This is a genomic window from Gordonia gummivorans (assembly GCF_022513585.1).
Taxonomy (GTDB): domain Bacteria; phylum Actinomycetota; class Actinomycetes; order Mycobacteriales; family Mycobacteriaceae; genus Gordonia.
In genome coordinates, this window is the sequence record NZ_JAKWBF010000006.1 from 35669 (window position 1) to 51293 (window position 15625).

Below are 15625 nucleotides of genomic sequence, written 5' to 3' on the forward strand. Positions count from 1 at the left end.
CGTGTGCAAGAACAAGGAGCTGACCGCCGATGAGGGTGTACCTGCCCGCCACGCTGACGATGTTGATGGAGCTCAACGAGACGGGGGAGTTCCGCGCTCTGGGCGGAACGGGTTTCGCGTTGACGCCCGCGCTGCGTGAGTCCTATCTCTCCGGCGACGACGAGGAGCTTGCGGAGGCTGCCATGCGCGAGGCCGCCCGGGCATCGTTACGGCTCCTCGCCGGCGAGGCATCCGAACCCGGAGACACCGAGGCCGACGCCGAACTCGCCGACGACGCGTCGACCACCAAACCCGGTGACACCCCACGCCTTCCGCCGCGTCGGGCGGTGGTGGCCGTCGACGTCGCCGACGTGAAGCTGCGCCCCGACCTCGACGACGCCGTCGTGAAGATCTCCGGACCCGTACCGCTGTCGGCGATCGCGTCGGTGCACGTCGACGGGGCCGACGCCGAGGACAAGGTCCGCGCTGCCGTGGTGGTCATCGACGCCGCCGACATGGGCGACCTCGACGCGGAGCTCGCCGTCGGAGATGTCGAGGATTTCGATCTCGCCTGGTACGCGACGCAAGAACTGCCGTTCCTCCTCGAACTGTTGTAGATATCCCACGCACCAGGATCGCTAACCTACGGTTCCGTAGGTTATGGTTTACCCATGGGTTTTCTGGAGCGATTCGAGGAGCCGGTCGCAGACGTCGCGGCACGTAGTCGTGCGGCGCACTGGGCGCGCGCGGCATTCACGCGGATCACCACGCCGTTGTTGCCCGACGACTATCTGCACCTGGCCAATCCGCTCTGGTCGGCGCGCGAGTTGCGCGGCAAGGTCGAGTCGGTCACCCGGGAGACCGAGGACACCGCGACCATCGCGATCCGACCAGGCTGGGGCTTCTCGTTCGACTACGCGCCCGGCCAGTACATCGGCATCGGCGTGCTGATGGAGGGCCGTTGGACGTGGCGGTCGTACTCGCTCACCTCGACCCCGCACACTTCGGCGTCGGACAAGACCATCTCGATCACGGTCAAGGCGATGCCGGAGGGATTCCTGTCGTCGCACCTGGTCAACGGCCTCACCCCAGGGACCGTCGTGCGACTCGCGGCACCACAGGGCGAGTTCGTCCTGCCCGACCCGCTGCCGGAGAAGATCCTGTTCGCCACCGCGGGCAGCGGCATCACGCCGATCATCTCGATGCTGCGAATGGTGCGACATCGCAAGCAGCGCACCGATATTCGCCTCATCCACTCGACTCCGACCGCCGACGATCTACTCTTCGCCGATGAACTCGCCGAGATGGCAGACGACGGCACCGTCGACCTGCACGTCCAGCACACCCGGACCGACGGGAAGGTCGACGCGGTGCGTCTCGCGCAGCTGTGTCCGGACTGGGCCGAGCGCCAGGCATGGGCGTGCGGCCCGGGTGGGTTCCTCGAAGTCCTGGCCCAGATGTACGACGACGCGGATGTCGCCGACCACCTGCACATCGAACGCTTCGCCTTGGAGCGCGGCCACGTCGGCGCGCAGGGCGGCACGGTGACGTTCGCCCGATCGGGCAAGACCGTCGAGGCCGACGGTGCGACGACCCTGCTGGAGGCAGGGGAGTCCGCCGGCGCGATCATGCCGTTCGGATGCCGGATGGGTATCTGTCAGAGCTGCGTGGTGATGGTCGAGAAGGGTTGCGTGCGCGACCTGCGGTCGGGCGTCGAACACGTGGAGGGGGAGCGCATCCAGACCTGCGTGAGCGCGGCCGCTGGGGACTGCACGCTCGACGTCTGACCACTCAGTCGGTCATCTGACCTGCAACATTCCGATCCAGCCTGCCCATCCGTACCCGAGGGGATAGGGTGGATTCGATGCGTGCCGAGATTGCCAAATCACAGGAATCGCAAGTGCCGGTCCTCACGGACGGTGAGGTGACACTGCGCTCGCATGTTCCCGCCGACATCGATCGCATGGTCGAATTGGCCGCTGATCAGGCGAAAATCCGTTGGACTCCCATCCCTGCCCCATACGGACGGTCGGCTGCCGAGCGATTCGCGCTGGAGTACGCGCCACAGTGCTGGGCGTCGGGCAGCGAGATGGTGTGGGCGGTGGACGTCGACGGTCGGTTCGCCGGCACCGTCGACCTCGCCGGCGAGGGCGTTCTCAGTCACCTCAGCTTCGACCTCCATCCCGACGCGCGCGGCTGGGGCATCATGCGACGCGCCGTCTCGCTCGCGGTCGACCACGCCTTCACCGAGGCCGGCAAGGAAGTGGTGCGCTGGACATCGCTTGCCGGCAACATCGACGCGCTACGCGTCGCGCATGCGTGCGGGTTTCGGCTCGACGCCGCGATCCCCGATGGTGTGGAGCTGCGTGGCGAGCCGCACGCCGCGTGGGTCGGCTCGCTGCGCAAGGACGACGATCGCGAGCCCAAAACGACTTGGCACGCAGACACTTTCGACACTGAGCGGTTCCGGTTGCGGCCGCTGGAGGAGAAGGACGATCCGCGTATCCGGGAGACGCTCGACGACGCCGATTCGCGAAAGTACCTCTTCGCCCGTCCCGACCCGCTGCTCGACGAACACGCCGCTGCCGAACGAATCCGCAAGTGGTGGACCGCCGCGTGCGGTCAGACGTGCACGTGGGCGGTCGCCGACAAGGACTCCGACGAGTACTTCGGTGACGTGTCGATCTTCGAGATCAACGAAGTGACCGGTGCCGAGATCGGTTTTTACACCCATCCCGAAGCGCGGGGCAAGGGAGTGCTTCGGGAGGGTATGGCCGCGGCCGTCGACCACATCTTCGACGTCATCGGCCTGCGACGACTCACCCTGTTCGCGGCCGCCAGCAATGCGGGCAGCCGCAAGCTCGCCGAGGCATGTGGCTTCCGCGAGTTCGGTACGCAGCATCTCGCCGCCCGCTCCGACGGCATCTTCGAGGACCTCGTGGGCTACGAGCTGTTCCACGACTGGCGCTGACTCGATTCGGCGACCAGCTTTCTGAACTGGGGAAACACGATAGCGTCGTGCCCGCAAAATCTCTAGGGGAAGAGTTTCTTCCCCGGGTTTCATAGTCGTCCCCCACGATTTTCTGGGGGAGGACACCAAGGGTCGGGGACGAAGTTTCTTCCCCGACTTTTTGTGGGTGCATGTTCCTGGCGTCGCCGTCGGCGGAACGCGACGGCCGACAATCGGTGACTGAGATCGGGCCCGTCAGCGTCCGCTTCCGGGACATACCCGGAGGACCACCGTCAGGGGCCCGATCCTGGCCACCGGCCCAACCTCCAACCCTTCCCGCCTCCATGATCGTCGCCGTCGGCGGGTGGGTCCGTGACCCGAGGAGTTCGACGGCGGCCCCTGACCAGCACCAACGTGTTCGCTCCCGCCTGCTCGTTGATTAGGCCGAGGCACTAACGGCCAACGCCGTATGTACGAGTCACCACGCAGCACTGATCTACGGCACTGATGCATGCTCGCGATGGTCGCCGCCCGCCGCCGCATCTCCCGAGAGTGTGTGACGCCTCACACCGCCGATCTTCTCCCAACGATTCGCTGGACTCACTTGTCGCGAACAACCTACGATTGCGTAAGTTACGGAAACGTAGGCGTAAGTGAACTCGGCGAAGGGACATTCGATGGCGATCACCGACATCCCCGAATACGCACACCTGTCCGACTCGGACATCGAAGCGCTCGGCGCGGAACTCGATGCCATTCGGGCCGACATCGAAGCGGATCGGGGTGAGCGCGACGCTCGCTACATTCGCAACACCATCCGCTTCCAGCGCGGCCTCGAGCTCGTTGGCCGTGGGCTGATCTTCGGTTCCACCAAGCGGTCGGCGTGGTGGGCCGGTGCGGCCACGCTCGGCGTCGCGAAGATCGTCGAGAACATGGAACTCGGCCACAACGTGATGCACGGCCAGTGGGATTGGATGAACGATCCCGAGGTGCATTCGACGACGTGGGAGTGGGACAACACCGACCCGTCGGCGCACTGGAAGCACACCCACAACTACATCCATCACAAGTACACCAACGTGCTCGGTATGGACGACGACGTGGGTTACGGCCTGCTGCGCGTCACCCGCGACCAGCGGTGGCGACCGTTCTACCTGGGCAATCTCGCCTACAACACGCTGCTCGCACTGGCCTTCGAGTACGGTGTCGCGGCCCAGCATCTCGAGCTCGGCAAGAAGCGCAAGACCCCCGAGGCCAAGGCGGAGTTCCAGCGTGACCTGCGCGACGTGGGCACCAAGGTCGGCAAGCAGATGGCCAAGGACTACGTGGTCTACCCGGCGCTCGCGGGACTCGTCGCAGGACGTGGCGACCTACGACGCGGACGCCATGCGTTCCGCAAGGCGGCCACCGCCAACATCATGGGCAACGTCATCCGCAACGTCTGGACCAACGCCGTGATCTTCTGCGGCCACTTCCCCGACGGCGCGGAGAAGTTCACCAAGCGCGACATGGACAACGAGACCCGGCCCGAGTGGTACCTGCGGCAGATGCTGGGCAGTGCCAACTTCCACTCCGGGCCCGTGCTGGCCTTCATGTCCGGCAACCTCTCGTACCAGATCGAGCACCACATCTACCCGGATCTGCCGAGCAACCGGCTGGCCGAGATTTCGGTGCGGGTGCGCGCGCTCTGCGAGAAGTACGACCTGCCTTACACCACCGGGTCGTTCCCGCTGCAGTACGCGAAGTCGTGGCGCACCATCGCCAAGCTGTCGCTGCCGGACAAGTACCTGACGGCGACCGCCGACAACGCACCCGAGACCGCGTCGGAGCGCCGCTTCAAGGAGGGTCTGCCCGAGGGCGTCCGCCTGGCCTCGACCGTCGACCCGTCCACCGGCCGACGCAGCGGTCTGCGGTCGGCGATCGCCGCGCTGGCCCAGGGCCGTCGTGGGCGTCGCACTCGCCGGATCGCCGACGCGGCCGCCGCCGTCGAGCGCCGCGAAGCAGCCTGAGTGTCGCCGGACAGATCCCGCAGATTGGGATCGGGTGTGTGACGCGCGCATAATGGGTGCCAATGGCGATCACTGACATCAACGAGTACGCGCACCTCACCGACGCCGACGTGGAGGCGTTGGGTGCCGAACTCGACGCACTCCGCCGCGAGGTCGAAGCGGATCGGGGTGAGCGCGATGTCCGCTACCTACACCGGACGATCCTGGCCCACCGTGCGCTCGAAGTGGTCGGACGCCTGGCCCTGCTGGGCAGTCACAAGCGGTCGCTGTGGCTGCTCGGCACCACGGCGCTGTCGCTCTCGAAGATCATCGAGAACATGGAGCTCGGCCACAACGTGATGCACGGCCAGTGGGATTGGATGAACGATCCCGAGGTCCACTCCACCACCTACGAGTGGGACATGGTGTGTGCGGCTCCGCACTGGAAGCACTCGCACAACTTCATCCATCACAAGTACACCAACGTCGTCGGCATGGATCACGACGTCGGCTACAAGATCCTGCGCGTCACGCGCGACGAGGAGTGGGAGCCGCGCCGCCTGTTCCAGCCGCTGTTCAACATGATGTTGGCCGCGAGCTTCGAGTGGGGTATCGCGCTGCACGACCTCGAGCTCAAAGAGGTCATCAAGGGCGACAAGCCCAAAGAGGTCGCGATCCCGCAGATCAAGGTGTTCCTGCAGAAGGCAGCCAAGCAGGTCGGCAAGGACTACATCCTCTTCCCGCTGCTGTCCGGTCCCAACTTTCGACGCACCCTGTCGGCCAATCTGACCGCCAACCTCGTACGCAACCTGTGGGCCTACGTGGTCATCTTCTGCGGCCACTTCCCCGACGGCGCAGAGAAGTTCACCGTCGAATCGCTGGAGAACGAGACCCCGGGTCAGTGGTACCTCCGACAGATGCTGGGCACCGCGAATTTCAAGGCCGGCCCCGCGATGGCGTTCTTCAGCGGCAACCTCTGTTACCAGATCGAGCACCACCTCTACCCCGACCTGCCGAGCAACCGGTACGCCGAGATCGCCGAGCGCATCAAGGATCTGTGCGACAAGTACGACCTGCCCTACACCACCGGATCACTGATGGTGCAGTACCTGCAGACGCTGCGCACCATCAACAAACTCGCCCTGCCCGACCGCTTCCTCATCGCCACCTCCGACGACGCCCCCGAGACCGCCTCGGAACGACGCTTCGCCGGCATGCCCAACGCCGGCGGACTCAAGACCGCGATCGCCGAGCTGCGCGCCCGACGCCGAAATCGCAAGCGCCGCTAGGGCGAACCGCCACTCCCTGCTGGTTGAGTAGCGTCGCGCCAGCTTGCGCCCTTCGATACGCTCGCAAGCTCGCTACTCAGGAACCGCCCGACGCGTATCGAAATCCGGCGAGATCACCATGTCCGAAACAACATTCACGCGCTGAACCGCGACCCCCGCACCGCGACGCTCGCCGCATGACGGATACAGCCCGCCGCCACCACGATCGATGCCAGCGCCACCAGCGCGAGTTCCGCTGTGATCCAACGTAGTTCGGGGATCTCCGTCGGCTGCAGACTGCCGAGCACGATGTAGAGGGCACCCGCCGTCGCGGTGGCTCCGACAACCAACGCGGGCAGAGCTGCCCGCCATTCCAGCCGATGCTTCTCCTCGATCAGTTCGGCGCGCCAATCGGTCCCGGACGACGCACCGTCGTTGACGAGCGCACTGAGCAGGAAGTATTGCGGATCCCGACGGGGCGCGCCTGCTCGTCGCACAGACATCGACCACCCGGCGAGCGCCAGGAGCGCGATGGTGACGATGACGAGCAGGGCCATACCCACCACTCAACTCGTGTCTGAGCTGCTGTTCAACCCCCGCAGCGCCGCCAACTCGGACGCATGTTCGGCGTGATCATTCGCGACGTTGCGTCGCTGCTGGTCCGGCGGGTCCGCGGTGAGTATCGAGCCCGTACCGGGTGCACCGGCGGAGCCGAGTTTGTTCATGCGCTTGGGCAGGGCCACGCCCTGGTAGGGGAGTGGGATCGGGTGACCATGATCCCCAGAAGGATCGTGACGGACCGGGCCGAGGGGCTGGTGCACCTCGATGTACTCACCCTGCGGCAGGCGTCTGATGAGGCCGGTCTCGATGCCGTGCGCGAGAACCGCGCGGTCGCTGCGCTGCAGCGCCAACGCCCAGCGGTAGGCGATGAAGTACGCCAGCGGCGGCACCACGATCAGGCCGATACGACCCATCCACGTCGTCGCGTTCAGCGAGATGTGGAACTTCAGCGCGATGATGTCGTTCATGCACGACAGCGTCAGGATGATGTAGAACGACACCGCCATCGCACCGATTCCGGTGCGCACCGGGACGTCACGCGGACGCTGCAAAAGGTTGTGGTGCGCGCGGTCGCCGGAGAGCCGCTTCTCGATCCATGGGTAAATCATCATCGAGATGAACACCGCGCCGATCACCAGCACGCCCCAATTCGACGCGGGCACAGTGTATTTGCCGAGATACAACTCCCACGCAGGCATCAGTCGGAGTAGTCCGTCGGTCCACATCATGTAGATGTCGGGCTGCGATCCGGCCGACACGTGCGCCGGGTTGTACGGTCCGAGCACCCACACCGGGTTGATCTGGAAGATGCCCGCCATCAGCGCCAGCACACCGGTCACCATGGCGAACATCGCGCCGCCCTTGGCCGCGAAGACCGGCATGATGCGCACGCCGACAACGTTCTTCTCGGTACGGCCGGGGCCGGGGAACTGGGTGTGCTTCTGGTACCAGACCAGCGCGAGGTGCGCGCCGATCAGCGCCAGGATGATGCCCGGAAGCAGCAGCACGTGGAGGACGTAGATGCGCGGGATGATGATCTCGCCAGGGAAGTCACCACCGAACAGCGCCCAGTGAATCCAGGTGCCGACGACCGGCAACCCGAGAGCACCTGCGGTGAGCGCGCGAAGGCCGGTGCCCGAGAGCAGGTCGTCGGGGAGCGAGTAGCCGAAGAAGCCCTCGAAGAGTGCGAGGATCAGCAGGAAGCAGCCGATGATCCAGTTGGCCTCACGCGGACGCCGGAAGGCGCCGGTGAAGAAGATGCGCAGCATGTGGATGATGATCGACGCGGCGAACAGCAGCGCGGCCCAGTGGTGGATCTGCCGGACGAACAGGCCGCCGCGCACCTCGAAGGAGATGTTCAGGGTGGTCTCGTAGGCCTTGGTCATCATCACGCCGTTGAGCGGTTGATAGGAGCCGTCGTAGATGACCTCGCTCATCGACGGGTCGAAGAACAGGGTCAGGTAGACGCCGGAGATCAGCAGGATGATGAAGCTGTAGAGCGCGACCTCACCCAGCAGGAAGGACCAGTGCGTCGGGAAGACCTTGTTGACCTGCCGACGCATGCCGGCGGCGAGGTGATACCGCGAATCCGCCTCGTCCAGTTGACTTTTCGCACGATCAGATATCGCCATGTGGCCTCATCTCCGAGGTTGCCCGGCGTCTATTACTACAACCGATAGTAGGCCCTTTGGCCCTGGATGGGAACCCCCCGATGGTGTAGCGCCCGCGGAGGGCGCACACAGATCTCCCATTTACACAGGAGATCTTCGGTGTAGATGGGAGTTTCGTGTGTGCCCAAATTTTGGACCGATAAACCTCTTGCCCTGTGCATGAATGCCGCCTACTCTGTCATCTCGTGCCTTTCGCCGACCACTCGTCGAGCTCGAGGCGAAAGTTGTTTGACAAGTGAATCTTTGAGCGGCATGGCGCATAAGCCGGGGTGACCCGGTGAAAGGCGGGTGACATCCGTCGCCGGGGAAGCCCGGTACCCCATGCACTCCGAGCCGGAACCTTCACCCCAGGGTGGAGGCAACGTCGAAGCGATCTGATGGCGCAAGCCGGGAGAGCCAATCGGTGACCCAACACCTGCCGGGTGTTGTTCAGTAGCGACGAATGTTGCGGCGAGGGAAGGAATATCAGTCCGAGATGGTCAGTCGAGGGCGTATTCCATGATCGCGGACACGGGGCGTGGCGGCCTCGAAGAGGCAGGAGAGATCGAGTAGGACCGACATCCGAAAGGTCGAGGGTGTGCGGCATTCTGATCCCAAAAGGATTGGAACCGCGCGGAAGAGCACATCCTCAGTTGTTCGACAACTAGCTCAAATGGCAGAGCAGTCGATTTCAGATCGGCAGGTTGCTGGTTCGAGTCCAGCGTGGTCTCATCCCACAAAGCGAAAGCCTCTTCCCGACGACAACGCGACAGTGTCCTAATCCCCGACCTCCCAGGAGGAATCGGGGCGCACGCCGAACCCGCAAGGTTCGACGCGCGTTCACGCGCCGGTAGCGGTAGCGGAGAGACCGGCCAGTCTCTCTTCGACGCGAAAGCGGTGGAGAAGCGGTCGTCGTAACGCGTGGTGCCACGTCACGGCACTGGACATGGTGGATACCGTCGAGAGGCGGTGGACACGCCGCAAACCCTGGCAGGGAATACGGCGCGCAAAAGGCCACCGGCAGTGGGGAAGTAGTCTCATTCCCCGCACCACAAACGTTGATCCACCACTGCCCGATTCGAGCCGCTTCCGCTCCCTGAGGTGCGAGGAGCGCAAGCGACGAGCCTCGAAGGGCTGGTGACACGACGATTTTCACTCGCCATGGGCTTCGAGGCTCGCGTCTCAGCCGGCGAAGGCCGACCTACAACGCCGGCCACACGATGTCGACGCGCGAGAGCGGGTCGACCCGTTTCGTCGCTCGCCAGATCGGCGTCGTATCCGGTTGTGTGGCATAGAGTCCGTGGGCCGCGGCCACGACGCGGTCGAACTGCGACGGCCAGTTGATCGATTCTGCCAACGCGTCGAGCCGGTCCCGGCCCCGTCCCAGCGCACGTCTGATGTGGGCAGGGTCGGGCAGCAGGTCGGATTTGTTGGTGTTGCACAACGAGCACGCCAGCACGAGGTTGCTCAATCCGTCGAGCCCGACGCGCGACCACGGCAGTACATGATCGACGTGCTGCCCGCTCGTCAAATGTGATGCGCAGTAGAAACATTCGCGTCCGAATGCGTCGCCCAGCACGAACCCGGGTTTCTGCAGGGCGACGCGGTCGGCGCCGAACAGGTGGTGGGCGAGGTCGGGTTCGTCGTCGAACAATGCGCGATTCATCCGCCGCACATCGTCGACCCAAGCCAACTGGAACGCCGGCTTCACCAGCGGAGCCAGTCGCGCCAGTGTGAAACATACGCCCGGAAGGAGCTCGATTGCGTTGTCGTGCTGGTCAATCAGACGCAGCGAATCGGTTCCCAACCACGCGTCGTCGTAGAGGAAGCGCTCATGCGTCGACCCCACTCGCTGCAGCAGATGAAGCGGATAGCGCACCAGATTGCGCTTGACGACCAGCTTCTCGGTCTCGTAAACCCTGGGTGCGCGGATGGCCGCGGTCTCGATTGGCGTCTCACGAAGATTCGACGACGCGACCGCCGCGCGCAAGCGTGAAACCGCCGCGAAAACCACACCCCGACCGTCATTGGACTGGCGCAGGACCTCGCCGTCGAGCGGTCGGAGTTGCCGCCAGTACAGGTCCATCACGCGATGGGCGAGGTCGTCGAGGTCGATCGACACGGCGGCCTCAGGATCGTCGGGCACCGATTCGACGGCGAGATCGAGCAGCGCGACCATGACGGCCAGCTTGTACGTCGCCGTGCGCTGCCCACCTTCGAGGACAGCGACCAGTCGTTGCCCCAGGGTCAGCGGATCGGTCGTCGCCACCAGCCGAGTCTAACGACGACGGACCGAGCATGTTCGACCTCGACCTCAGCTTGATGCGCGGCTTCGACGACTGGCCCACGACGGCACCGTGCCGAGCAGCGGGAACGTGCCGGCGTTCAGCGACGTCGTCGACACCTTCCTGGGGACTGACGACATCTAGCGAGCCCGCAAGCACCTACCCTCTACGCATGCCCCCGCACCTTCCCCTCCGCTTCGACACCGAGGAGCTATACGACCTCTACGATCCGGGAGCGGTCTCGCGGGGCACCAAGTACGCGACGGAAGGCCGGGTCAGCGACCTGCGGTGGTCCGCGGACGGCCTGCAGGTCATGGCACGATGTGCCGGCTCGGGCGGGCGGTACTACCAAGTGGTCGCCGACTTCGAAGATTTCGAGGACTACATCTCGTTCATGGGCACGGCCTGCACTTGCCCCGTCGGGTACGAGTGCAAACACGGGGTGGCGGTACTGCTCACGGCACGGTCGCAGTCGTCAGGAACCGGCGAACTCGCGCTGCCCTTCGGCGAACTCCCGTCGCTGTGGCGGTCGATGCTCACCGAACTGGCGGCAACTACTACACCGGAGGCCGACGAGCTCGCGCCCCTGGGCATCCAGTTCGAACTCCCCAAACCTGAACCCTGGCAACCCACGCCATCACCGATCATGCGGCTCGTCACGATCGGCAAACGCGGCACGTGGGTGCGGACCGGCGTCGGCTGGCGAGAGGTCGGCGATTCGCACGACACCACCCGGTTCGGCAAGGCTCAGGTCGCGGCGATCCGGGCGATCCGGCGCGCCGTCTTCTACACGTACAGCGACAGCACGATCGTCCTTGCCTCCACTCCTGCCGACATCTGGGATCTGCTGGCCGACGCACGGGACGCCGGCGTGGCGTTCGTCGCGCACAAATCGCTCGACGCCGACGCCGTCGAACTGATCGACACGTCTCGAGTCGGCCTCCAGGTGCTCCGTGACGAGAGCGGTGTCTGGGTGCAGCCGCGCGTCCAGGTCGGCGGCGAGGCATGGCTCGACGGCACGCGGGCCGCACTGTTCGGCGATCCGGCACACGGCTTGTATGCGTTCCGCGGAACGACGATGGTCGTCGGCCGACTCGATCCCTCGCCGGCCTGGCGGACTTTCGAAACCCTGTTCAGGACCGGCGGAGTGCAGATCCCCGACAGTGACCTCGAGGAGTTCGCGTCGGACCTACTGCCGACGCTCGCCGGCCAGTTCCCCATGATCGTCGACGACGGCGCTGTAGCTCCACCCGAGGTCGACGGCCCACGCGCGCTGCTGCACATCAACTGGAACGACTTGGGTTCGCGGGTCAACTGGCGAATCGCCTACGACGTCAACGGTCGACGACGCGAGTTCGAGATCGGTGTGCCCGCCCCCGCCGCCTTCCGCGACTCCGACGCCGAAGACCGGCTCCTCGACGAGGTCCGACCGTGGATGGAGCGCGTCGCCGAGTACTGCGGCGGGTGGTACGAGCAGGCGCACGCATACGCGCAACTCAACGCCGCTGATTGGCGCACATTGGTGTCGGCTGAGGCGGACGAGGCGATCGGAGTGCTCAGTCATCGCGTCCTCGCGCGCGGATTCCTGTACACGCGTGTGGAAGCCGCCGTCTTGACGGCGGAACTGCTCGACGCGCTGCGCGAAGCCGGCATCGAGGTGGAGGTGACCGGCAGCGACTCCGACGAGTTCCGCGCCGCCGACAGCACCAGCATCGCCATCACGAATGACACCGCAGCCGAGAATGATTGGCTCGACCTGTCGATCACCGTCGATGTCGATGGACGGCAGGTGCCGCTCGTGGACGTGCTGCGGGAGGTGGCGTCCGGGGCCTCGCACATGCTTCTGCCCGATGGCACCTACTTCCGCCTCGACACCCCCGAACTGCGCAAGCTTGCCGACCTCATCGAAGAGGCGCGTGCGCTCGGCGAACTCGACGGCACCCGCGTCAGCAAGGCGTCGTACAACGTCACACTGTGGGAAGAGTTGCTCGAACTCGGTGTCGTCGACGAGCAACTCGCCACCTGGCAGGAACGGTTGCAGCGCATCGCATCTGCGCGACTTCCCGAACCCGCAGACCCACCGGCGACGCTGCACGCCGATTTGCGTGACTATCAGGCGGCCGGCCTGGACTGGCTGCGCTTCCTGAGGGAGACCGGACTCGGCGGCATCCTCGCCGATGACATGGGCCTCGGCAAGACGGTCCAAACGCTGGCGCTCATCGCATCCGCCGTCGAAGAGCGGCCCGACGCGACGTTCTTGGTAATCGCGCCGACCAGTGTGATCAGCAACTGGGTGGCCGAGGCGCAGCGCTTTGTGCCCGACATCGGTGCGGTGGCGATGACGGCCACCGGTGCGCGCTCGGGTGTCGACGTCGCAGAGTATCTCGCCAGAGGCCGGATCGTGGTCACCTCGTATGCCTTGCTGCGGCTTGACTTCGACGCGCTCGACAAGATCGACTGGACCGCAGTCATTTTCGACGAGGCGCAGTTCGTCAAGAACCACAACAGCAAGGGTCATCAATGTGCCCGACGCCTGGGTGCGCAGATGAAACTCGCCATCACCGGCACGCCCATGGAGAACAACCTGATGGAGTTGTGGTCCCTGTTGTCGCTGACCGCACCCGGACTGTTCCCGTCGCCCAAGGCATTCACCGAGCACTTCGCCAAGCCGATCGAGAATGGCTCCGAACCGGACCGACTTGCCGTGCTGCGCCGACGAATTCGTCCGGTCATGTTGCGGCGCACCAAGACCCAGGTGGTCGCCGACCTGCCGCCCAAGCAGGAACAGGTGCTCTCGATCGATCTTGTTCCCAAGCACGACAAGCTGTATCAGACGCGCCTGAATCGCGAACGCCAGAAGGTGCTGAAGCTGATCGACGACTACGACGAGAATCGCTTCGCCATCTTCCGCTCGTTGACGATGCTCCGACAGCTGAGTCTGCACGCCGGGCTGGTGGACGAGAAGCACGTAGACGTGGCGTCGGCCAAGATCGAGTACCTGGCCGAACAACTGCCGGAGCTTGTCGCCGAAGGGCATTCGGCCCTGGTGTTCAGCTCCTTCACCGGGTTCCTCGGCCTGATCGAGCAGAAGCTGACCGAACTCGGCATCGAGCACAGCTATCTTGATGGCAGCATGAGCGCCCGCCAACGCGCCGCGGCGATCAAACGATTCACCGGCGGAGAAACCAAGGTATTCCTGATCTCATTGAAGGCGGGCGGCTTTGGCCTCAACCTGACCGAGGCCGACTACTGCTTCGTGTGCGACCCCTGGTGGAATCCCGCCGCCGAGGCCCAGGCCGTCGACCGCGCCCACCGCATCGGTCAGACGCGCGCCGTCACCGTGTACCGGCTCGTGTCGGCCGGGACGATCGAGGAGAAGGTGGTCGAACTCCAGGACCGCAAGCGCGACCTGTTCCGCGCCGTCGTCGACGACGGTGACCTCTTCGGCTCCGCCATCACCGCCGACGACGTGCGCGCCCTCCTCGACCCACCCCGCTGATCGAGCCACCCCCCGCTGATCGAGCCACCCCCGCTGATCGAGCCGACTCCGAGCCGCTAGGCGAGGCGTCGTGTCGAGATCACTCGCCACCAACCACAAACCACAAACCCCGACAAACCCGACACATCCCTCCGCCGATTGAGCACACTGGACCTATGAGCAGATCCGATGTGGTGGCGATCGTGCAGGCCGGCGGTAAGGGTTCGCGAATGGAGGTGCTGACCGACTCGCGTGCCAAGCCGGCGCTGCCGTTCGGCGGGAATTATCAACTCATCGACTTTCCGCTGTCCAACCTGCACAACAGCGGGATCGACGAGGTGTGGTTGTGCCTGCAGTACGAGGCGCACTCCCTGCTCGAGCAGGTGGCCGGCGGTAGGCCGTGGGACCTGGATCGGACCCGTGGCGGTCTGCGGTTCGTGCTGCCCGAGCAGACGAGCGAACCGCAGACCGAAGACGGATTCGCCACGGGCAACGCCGATCTGCTCTACCGGATCCGTGACCACATCAGCAGGCGATCACCGGAAGCGGTCATCGTGATGAGCGCCGACCACGTCTACTCGCTCGACTACGACGACGTCCTGGCGACCCACCGCTCTTCCGAGGCGGAATGCACAGTGGTGACCACCCGTTGCCCCCTGGACGAGGCCGCCGCGCACGCCACCGTCCGCTCCCGCAGGGACGGCACCGTCATCGGATTCGATTACAAGCCAGACAAACCCACGACGGGGGTCATCGCGGCAGAGATCTTCGTGTACCGCCCCGACCTCCTCGTTGATGCGCTCGAAGAACTGGTGTCGCGTACGCACGTGCAGGCCGACGACGACTCCGACACCGGACTCGGTGACTTCGGTGAGCACCTGCTTCCGTGGTTCGTCCGCCGCGGAAAGACGGTGGCACACAAGATGTCGGGCTATTGGATCGACGCGGGCCGGCCGGAGACGTACATGCAGGCCCATCGCGATCTGCTCGACGGCACCATCGACCTGGACGATCCCGAGTGGCCGATCCTCACCCATCAACCCCAACGCGCGGCTGCCCGCATCGCCGATGGTTCGGAGGTCGTCGACAGCATGATCAGCAACGGGGCGCATATCCTCGGCGCCGTTCGACGCAGCGTCATCGGACCTGGAGTGATCGTCGAGAAGGGTGCGACGGTCAGCGATTCGATTGTCTTCGGCGACACAAAGATCTCGGCCGGTGCCACCGTGTCCTGGTCGATCCTTGATCAGAACGTCGTCATCGGTAGCGGTGCGACCGTAGGTGGTCACCCCCGCACCCGACCGGTACCCACGAAGAAGATCACCATCGTCGGCAAGGGTGCACGTGTCACCAAAGGAGCCAAGGTTGCTCTCGGCGAACGACTCTCGGTGTCGTCGAGGCGCAGATGACACCCTGTTTCGTATCAGCTAACCCGGGTGCTACAGCACACAGATTCTCCAACACGAC

At 65.0% G+C, this 15625-nt stretch carries 10 protein-coding genes; 7 read left to right on the top strand and 3 right to left on the bottom strand.

The window, feature by feature from the left end:
- Positions 1–29: 29 nt before the first annotated feature.
- The 5 genes from MKW15_RS06380 (at position 30) to MKW15_RS06400 (ending at position 6206) form a co-directional block, all read left to right on the top strand.
- Positions 30–596, top strand: coding sequence for a DUF6912 family protein (locus tag MKW15_RS06380; protein ID WP_240856751.1), 567 nt, complete (start codon positions 30–32; stop codon positions 594–596).
- Positions 597–650: 54 nt separating this feature from the next.
- On the top strand, positions 651–1766 hold the full coding sequence (locus MKW15_RS06385; RefSeq protein WP_240856752.1) for a ferredoxin reductase: 1116 nt from the start codon (positions 651–653) through the stop codon (positions 1764–1766).
- Between the two features lie 77 nt (positions 1767–1843).
- The gene (locus tag MKW15_RS06390) at positions 1844–2950 is read left to right on the top strand and encodes a GNAT family N-acetyltransferase (RefSeq protein WP_240856753.1); all 1107 of its coding nucleotides are present in this window, start codon (positions 1844–1846) and stop codon (positions 2948–2950) included.
- Positions 2951–3606: 656 nt separating this feature from the next.
- A complete protein-coding gene (locus MKW15_RS06395) occupies positions 3607–4938 on the top strand; it encodes a fatty acid desaturase family protein (protein WP_240856754.1) in 1332 nt (443 codons plus the stop codon).
- Positions 4939–5000: 62 nt separating this feature from the next.
- Positions 5001–6206 (top strand): fatty acid desaturase family protein, encoded by a 1206-nt coding sequence (locus MKW15_RS06400; protein ID WP_240856755.1) that lies wholly within the window; start codon positions 5001–5003, stop codon positions 6204–6206.
- Between the two features lie 134 nt (positions 6207–6340).
- On the opposite strand, the gene MKW15_RS06405 is transcribed toward MKW15_RS06400, so the two are convergent.
- The 3 genes from MKW15_RS06405 to MKW15_RS06415 form a co-directional block, all read right to left on the bottom strand.
- Positions 6341–6742 carry a hypothetical protein gene (locus tag MKW15_RS06405; protein WP_240856756.1) on the bottom strand — a complete coding sequence of 134 codons (402 nt, stop codon included), beginning with the start codon at positions 6740–6742 and terminating at the stop codon, positions 6341–6343.
- Between the two features lie 9 nt (positions 6743–6751).
- Complete coding sequence (qcrB, locus tag MKW15_RS06410; protein WP_240856757.1) at positions 6752–8377, bottom strand: cytochrome bc1 complex cytochrome b subunit; 1626 nt, start codon at positions 8375–8377, stop codon at positions 6752–6754.
- A gap of 1219 nt (positions 8378–9596) precedes the next feature.
- Complete coding sequence (locus tag MKW15_RS06415; protein ID WP_240856758.1) at positions 9597–10664, bottom strand: HNH endonuclease signature motif containing protein; 1068 nt, start codon at positions 10662–10664, stop codon at positions 9597–9599.
- 188 nt (positions 10665–10852) lie between these two features.
- Here MKW15_RS06415 and MKW15_RS06420 point away from each other — a divergent pair, with 188 nt between their 5' ends.
- Positions 10853–14179: a DEAD/DEAH box helicase gene (locus tag MKW15_RS06420; RefSeq protein ID WP_240856759.1), complete on the top strand. Its 3327-nt coding sequence runs from the start codon at positions 10853–10855 to the stop codon at positions 14177–14179.
- A gap of 155 nt (positions 14180–14334) precedes the next feature.
- Entirely contained in the window at positions 14335–15567 is a 1233-nt protein-coding gene (locus MKW15_RS06425) for a glucose-1-phosphate adenylyltransferase family protein (RefSeq protein WP_240856760.1), read from the top strand.
- Positions 15568–15625 lie beyond the last annotated feature (58 nt).